The organism is Brevibacterium sp. (genome assembly GCF_022712115.1).
Lineage (GTDB): Bacteria > Actinomycetota > Actinomycetes > Actinomycetales > Brevibacteriaceae > Brevibacterium > Brevibacterium salitolerans.
Genome location: NZ_JALAHB010000266.1, coordinates 1 through 6,471 on the forward strand (window position 1 = coordinate 1; position 6,471 = coordinate 6,471).

General features: G+C 69.4%; 6 protein-coding genes. 4 read left to right on the forward strand and 2 right to left on the reverse strand.

All coding sequences use genetic code 11. From position 1 onward, the window contains the following. Positions 1–93: 93 nt before the first annotated feature. Positions 94–1,134, reverse strand: coding sequence for a serine/threonine dehydratase (locus Q0A33_RS15845; protein ID WP_291799097.1), 1,041 nt, complete (start codon positions 1,132–1,134; stop codon positions 94–96). Between the two features lie 282 nt (positions 1,135–1,416). Between Q0A33_RS15845 and Q0A33_RS15850 the strand changes: the two genes are divergently transcribed. Beyond that, positions 1,417–2,190, forward strand: a complete 774-nt coding sequence (locus Q0A33_RS15850) for an SDR family oxidoreductase (protein WP_291799100.1) — start codon at positions 1,417–1,419, stop codon at positions 2,188–2,190. A 31-nt stretch (positions 2,191–2,221) separates the two neighbouring features. On the opposite strand, the gene Q0A33_RS15855 is transcribed toward Q0A33_RS15850, so the two are convergent. After that, positions 2,222–2,989: an IclR family transcriptional regulator gene (locus tag Q0A33_RS15855; protein WP_291799103.1), complete on the reverse strand. Its 768-nt coding sequence runs from the start codon at positions 2,987–2,989 to the stop codon at positions 2,222–2,224. Positions 2,990–3,159: 170 nt separating this feature from the next. Here Q0A33_RS15855 and Q0A33_RS15860 point away from each other — a divergent pair, with 170 nt between their 5' ends. The 3 genes from Q0A33_RS15860 (at position 3,160) to Q0A33_RS15870 (ending at position 6,299) form a co-directional block, all read left to right on the forward strand. Next, entirely contained in the window at positions 3,160–4,530 is a 1,371-nt protein-coding gene (locus Q0A33_RS15860; protein ID WP_291799106.1) for an NAD(P)-binding domain-containing protein, read from the forward strand. A gap of 176 nt (positions 4,531–4,706) precedes the next feature. Continuing rightward, positions 4,707–6,056 carry a TRAP transporter large permease subunit gene (locus tag Q0A33_RS15865; protein ID WP_291799109.1) on the forward strand — a complete coding sequence of 450 codons (1,350 nt, stop codon included), beginning with the start codon at positions 4,707–4,709 and terminating at the stop codon, positions 6,054–6,056. A 6-nt stretch (positions 6,057–6,062) separates the two neighbouring features. Then, positions 6,063–6,299: a hypothetical protein gene (locus Q0A33_RS15870; protein ID WP_291799112.1), complete on the forward strand. Its 237-nt coding sequence runs from the start codon at positions 6,063–6,065 to the stop codon at positions 6,297–6,299. The last annotated feature ends 172 nt before the right edge of the window (positions 6,300–6,471 follow it).

Consider the following 6,471-nt stretch of genomic DNA (forward strand, 5'->3'; position numbering starts at 1 on the left):
GGTCCTGAGCGGGTGGGGTGCGCCGTGAGCCGTCGGGTGCTTTCCAGCGGTAGGCTCCGCCCGCGGACACAAGACCTGTCGAGTGCGTCGGTCTCAGGCCAGCGTCGAGGGGTCCGTGTTGGCGCCGCACAGCACCACGCACACACGGTCCTCAGCGGTCAGCCCGGTGAGCGCCTCCTCGTGCATGACGCCGGCGAGGGCTGTGGCCGCCGCATGCTCCACGACCAGCCTGTGCTCGGCCCAGAGCGATTCACGGGCGGCGAGGATCGAGGCGTCGTCGACGAGGACGGTGGAGACGTGTGGCAGCTGTGCCTCCTGCAGTGCGGCAGCGGAGACCCGACGGGCTCCCAGGGAGTCCGCCGCCACGGAGTCCACTGCGACGTCGACGGGAACACCCGCTTCGATTCCGGCGTGCAGTGCGCAGCAGTGCTCCGGTTCCACGGCGATGACGCGCAGACCCCGTCGCCGTGCTGCTGCGGAGACACCGGCGAACAGTCCGCCTCCGCCCACGGACACGGCGATGGCTGTGATGTCCGGCCGGGAGGTGAGGATCTCGTCCACGAGGGTGCCCGCTCCCGCCTGGATGAGGGGGAGGTCGTAGGCATGGGACAGCAGCGCGCCTGATTCTGCGGCGAAGTCTGCGCAGGCCGCCGCGGCCTCGGCGTACTCGCTGCCGTGCAGGCGGACGTTCGCGCCGTAGGAGCGCAGCCGCGACACCTTGGGTGCGGGTGCCGTTTCCGGCAGGAAGACCGTGGCTCGCGCTCCTGCCTGCCGCGCCGCCCAGGCGCATGCCACTCCTGCGTTGCCGCCGGAGGCGATCGTGACTCCGGCGCTGGGAAGCGTGCCGTCCTCCGCATGAGCCCGGAGGAAGTTCAGTGCCCCACGGGCCTTGAAGGTGCCCGTGTGCTGCATGAATTCCAGCGCGAAGGACACGGCGGCACCGTCCGGTGAGCGGAGCAGATCACCGGTGGTGGGAACCGTGCGCACCTGATCCGTGATGCGGGTCCGCGCTTCGTCGATGAGCGCAGGATCAAGGCCCTCGTCCACGGGACGGTCTGCGACGGCCCGGATCTCGGCGGTCTGTGCGGGCTCCTGCTGCACCGGAGTCTGCGGTACGCGCGCGTCTGAGGTCATGAGGCCTCACATTGCCTCGTTGTAGCAGTGCTTGTCCAGCGGGCGGAACCGAGGTGTGCGGACGAGGCGCTTGTTCGCAGTCTGCTGCACGGCGTGTCCACACAGATCGGCAGGGATGCGGGGTGGACGAAGATCTCCGAGAACTCTTCGGCGACCCGGATGCGTATCATCGGAGAGGACATCCTCGGACGCAGCTGGGCCCGCCGCCGGCGTCGAGGACGAACAGGCGACAGGCTGGAGCGGGCCCGCACACCGATGGCGAGATGAAGGAGCCTCTTCGACATGGAACTGGGACTGCGAGGGCGCACGGCGCTGGTCTGCTCCTCGACGAAGGGGCTGGGCTGGGCCAGTGCGCAGGAGCTGGCGGCGGCCGGAGCGCGGGTGGCGGTGCACGGGCGTGATGTGCGGGTGGCCGAGGAACAGGCTGCTCTTCTCCCGGACGCAGTGGGCCTCGGCTGCGATATCACCACCGAGGAGGGCGCCGAGCGACTGGCGGAACTGGCGCTCGAAAGCCTGGGCAGCATCGATGTGCTCGTCCTCAACGGGCCGGGACCTGCGCCGGGAACTGCTGCTGAGCTCTCCACCGCGGAGGTGCGGTCGGCTCTCGACAGCCTCGTGATGGCGCAGATGACCCTGCTGCAGCGCTTGCTCCCACCCATGAGGGAGCGCGGTTGGGGGCGCGTGGTCGCGATCAGCTCCACCAGCGTGGAGGCACCGATCCCGGGCCTCGCGCTCTCCAATCTGGGGCGACCCGCGCTGATGGCGATGCTCAAGACCCTCGCCGGTGAGGTGGCGGCCGAGGGCGTCACCCTCAACGCCGTGCTGCCCGGGCGCTTCGACACCGGACGGGTCCGCCAGGTCAACCAGGCGTCCGCCGAGGCGCGCGGAGTCAGCGTGGAGGAGGTCCTCGCAAGCTCACTGGCCTCTGTGCCGGCCCGCCGGCTGGGAGAGCCCGAGGAGCTCGGCGCTGCGGTCGCGTTCCTTGCCAGCGAGCGGGCGAGCTTCATCACCGGCACTGCGCTGCGAGTGGACGGCGGGGCGACTCCGATCCTCTGAGGCCTCGAACTCCCTGAGGTCTCGAGCGCGCTCAGACCTGTGAGGTGATCAGCCGGCTGGCCTGCATGAGCGTGGTGCGGTGGGCGCTCATGCCCTCGGCGTCGAGGGTGCCGTGGTGGGCGACCAGGTTGATCGCCGCCAGCAGCTCTCCCTCCGGGCCCCATACGGGTGCGGTGATGCTGACGGTGCCCGTGTGGCGTTCAGAGGTGCTGATGAAGTATCCGTCCGCCCTCACCGACTCCAGATCGCGCTCCAACTGCTCCACGGTCTGCATGCGCCCGTCCGCGAGCACTGTGTCCTCCTCCGCGGCGAGCAGCTCGCCGCGGTCCTCCTCGTCGAGGTATGCCAGGAGCACCTTCCCGCCGCCCACGCGGAGCGGCAGCTTCTGGCCCACCGGGAAGTAGTAGCTGAGGGGATCGGGTGCCTCCACGCGCGCAATGAGGATGCGTTCGCCGCCCGACCTCACAAAGACCGAGGAGGTCAGCGAGGTGGCGGCGGTGAGGTCGGTGAGCACCTTCTGGGAGACCCGGGTGAGGCGGTCCTGCAGCACGAAGGAGTGGGCGTGGGCCAGCACGCGCGGGCCCAGCGAGTAGCCCAGCGTGGACGCGGTGAGGTAGTCGCGGCGCACCAGGGTCCTGATCAGTCTCTGCGTGGTCGCGACGTGCAGTCCGGTCGAGCGGGAGATCTGGGTGAGGCTCATGGGCTGGCGGGACTCGCCCACGCATTCCAGGACATCGAGCGCGCGCTCGAGTGTGCGTCCCTGGTTGGTGCCTCTGCTCTGCCCTGATTCGTCTGCCATTCGCCCTCGTGTTCAGCGGCTCCACCGCGGAGCCGCACCTGCCGGTCCGTCTGTCGCCACGATAGCCAATGGGCTTCCGCCGTCTTGACACCGCATGGTCTGTGCCACCACTATGAATCGCATCACTGCACTGAATGATAGAAATTATCACTCAACGATAAGGAGGTCGTGTGAAGGTAGCGATTCTGGGACTCGGAGAAGCGGGATCCCTGTATGCGGAGGCGTACGCCCAGGCAGGCCATACCGTCAGCGGTTACGATCCGCGGGACGTCGAGGTGGCGCCGGGCGTGAAGAAGGCTGAGACCCAGGCCGAGGCGGTGAGGGACGCTGACCTGGTGATGGGCCTGACGACGGCGCGGCCCGCGCTCCAGGCCGCCCGCGATGCCGCGGAGCACCTGCGGCCGGGCGCGGTGTATCTGGACCTCAATGCGGCCTCCCCTCAGCTCAAGGAGGAGATCGCCGAGGCCATCGGCGCTGCGGGGCGAGTGGTCGACGGCGCGGTGATCGGCTCCGTCCGCAAGTACGGCGCACAGGTGCACGTGCTGCTCTCCGGTCCGCACGCCGGCGAGGCCGCGGAGCTTCTCGGGGCGATCGGTGCGCACGCCGAGCCCATCGGCGGCGAGGTGGGCGACGCCTCGAAGCGGAAGCTCCTGCGCAGCGTCTTCATGAAGGGCCTCGGCGCCCTCATCACGGAGTCGATGGAGGCCGGCGAGGCAGTGGGCCAGGCGGACTGGGTGCGGCAGCAGATCGCGGAGGCGATCACCGACGGCGAGCAGGCACTGGACAGGCTGTGGAGCGGCACCTCGCTGCACGCCGCCCGCCGTGGGGCCGAACTGCAGGCCAGCCTCGATCTGCTCACCGCCCATCGGGGGGAGTGGCCGATGATCCGGGGCGCCCAGGCGACCCACCTCCGGCTCGCGCGTGAGTCGGCGAGCGCGAACCAGGCGGCGGACGCGGCCGGGGACCTGAGCCTCGCCGATGCGCTGCGGCAGATCCCGACCTCCGCACTCGGGGATGCAGGGGATCGCCTGGGGTTCGTGCGCGCCGCCGTCAAACCGGTGTGGAAGAGCGCTCCGGTGGCCGGCCGCGCCTTCCCGGTCCACACCCGCCCCGGTGACAACCTCGGCATCCACGAGGCGATCCGTCAGGCGGCCCCGGGCGATGTCATCGTCGTGGACGGAGGCGGCCATACCGAGCGCGCTCTCATCGGCGAGCTGATGGCCGAGCGGGCGCAGAGGAAAGGCATCGCCGGAATGATCATCGACGGCTCCGTGCGCGATGCGGACGAGCTGGAGGCGCTCGGCTTCCCGGTCTGGGCGGCGGGCGTCTCGCCGGCAGGTCCCTACAAGCACGGGCCGTACCGGCTCGGGGAGGCGATCTCCCTGGGCGGTGCGGTGTGCGCCCCGGGGGACTACGTCGTCGCCGATTCCGACGGGGTCCTCGTCGTTCCCGCCCTCCGCGCGGAGAGCCTCGTCATGGGCGGCCGCGCCGTCATACAGGACGAGCGCAATCGTCAGGAGGCGATCAGAGCCGGCGCCTGAGCGCGGAGCTCAGACACGCGCTGTCGCTGTCCGGACACCGGTCCGGACTCGGCGCCCGGACAGGGTGTCCCGGTCGTTCTGCTCGCCCCGCCGCACATCCACGGGCATCAGCCCGGAACCGCTTGACCGGTGAGAGTCCATGCTCTCAGCCCGACCTCGAAGGAGAGGTTATACCCATGCCCATAGCCCTCATCGCACTGGCGACGTTCATCGCCGTGATCGTGGTGTGGAACGTCGTGGTGAAGCGCAACATGGCCGAGGCCATGCTGCTGGGCTTCGTCGTCACGCTGTTCTTCGCCGGTGCGCAGGCCCCTCAGTTCGCAGGCGCGGCGGTCGCGAGCGCCTCGGAGAACGAGGTGCTCTACGCCGCCACCGCCTTCGTCTTCATGACCCACTTCGTGGAGAAGACCGGGGTGATCGACAGACTCATCAGGATCCTCAGCTCGTTCTTCGGACGCGTTGCGGGAGGTCCCGCCATCGTGGACACCCTCGCCTCCGGGGCGATGGGTGCCGTCGCCGGCGGATCGAACACCGGCAACGCCGCCGCGAGCGGTGCGATCACCGGTCCGTGGATGGTGCGCACCGGCTGGAAGCCCGCACGCGCCGCCACCGTGATCGCCGGGAACGCCGGGCTCGGCGCGGCCCTGCCGCCGAGCGCCTCGATGGTCATCATGATCGGGTTCGCCGGTTCACTCGTCACCACGAGCGGGGTCTACCTGGCGCTGCTGGTGGCCGGCACCTACCAGGTCATCTGGCGCCTCCTCCTTCTCATCTGGTTCGTTCGCCGGGACGGGATCAGGGCGGAGAAGGACAGCGAGCACGAATCGCCGCGCACAGCGCTGCGCGTCGGCTGGACCTCGACGCTGGTGTTCCTGGGCGCCCTGATCCCCATCGCCGTCTCCGTGGGGCCGCTCGCAGATCTGCTGGCAGGTTCCGCCCTCTACGGCGAGGCGATGGACTCGATCTCCCTCATCGTGTGGATCCCGATCCTCATGATGGCCATCAGCGCGATCGTGGCGTGGAAGGAGCTGCCGCGCACGCTGCGCGGATGGTGGGACTTCTTCGCGGGCAGCGTGCCCAAGTTCTACACGATCGGCGCGATCCTCTTCTTCGCGGTCGCCGCCAGTGAGGTGCTGGCTGAGCTGGGCCTGGCCGAGGACGTCGACACGATCCTCGGTCAGTGGAGCATCCCGCAGTGGCTGCTCGTGACGCTGGTGGGTCTGCTCGTGGTGCTCGTCGCCGGCCCGCTCTCCTCCTCGGCCACGCTCACCGCGGTGGGGCAGGTGGCGCTCTTCACGCTCGTCGCGGCAGGTGTGGATCCCCTCCTCGCCGTGATCGCGATCCTGACGTTCGCCTCGACGGAAGGAGCCTCCCCTCCGGCCTCGGGATCGATCTTCGTGGCCAGCGGCATCACCGGAGCACGTCCGGAGAAGACCTTCATCCCGCTGGTGCTCTACTACGTCATTCCCTTCTTCGTCCTGGGCGTGCTCATCGCCCTCGGTATCGTTCCCGTCCCGATGGGGTGAGAGAAAATGCAGAACCGCCTTCGAACCGTCTTCCAGATCCTGTTCACGCTCGCGATCCTCGTATTCCTCCTGCTGGCGGCCATCCTCGTGTTCAGCCAGGTGCTGGGCCTCGTCATCGGCCAGCCGGCGCTGATCACCGGTGCGAGCGACCTCCTGCTGCAGCCCAGCATCATCGCCGCCATCTTCGTGGGCCTGCTCGGCTTCGCCTACTACAACACCACCGAGGGGAAGAAGGACAGCTGAGGCGCCGACCGCGGGGAGCCGGTGCGCTGCCGCACCGGCTCCTCAGCGGACGTCGATGTCCAGTCCGCGCAGCTCCTCCGGCCCCCTGGTCGTGAAGAACCAGTCGCGGAAGGACTCCTCCGGCGCGATCCTCTCCCGCTCCTCCAGCCAGGATTCGCCCACGGCGTAGAAC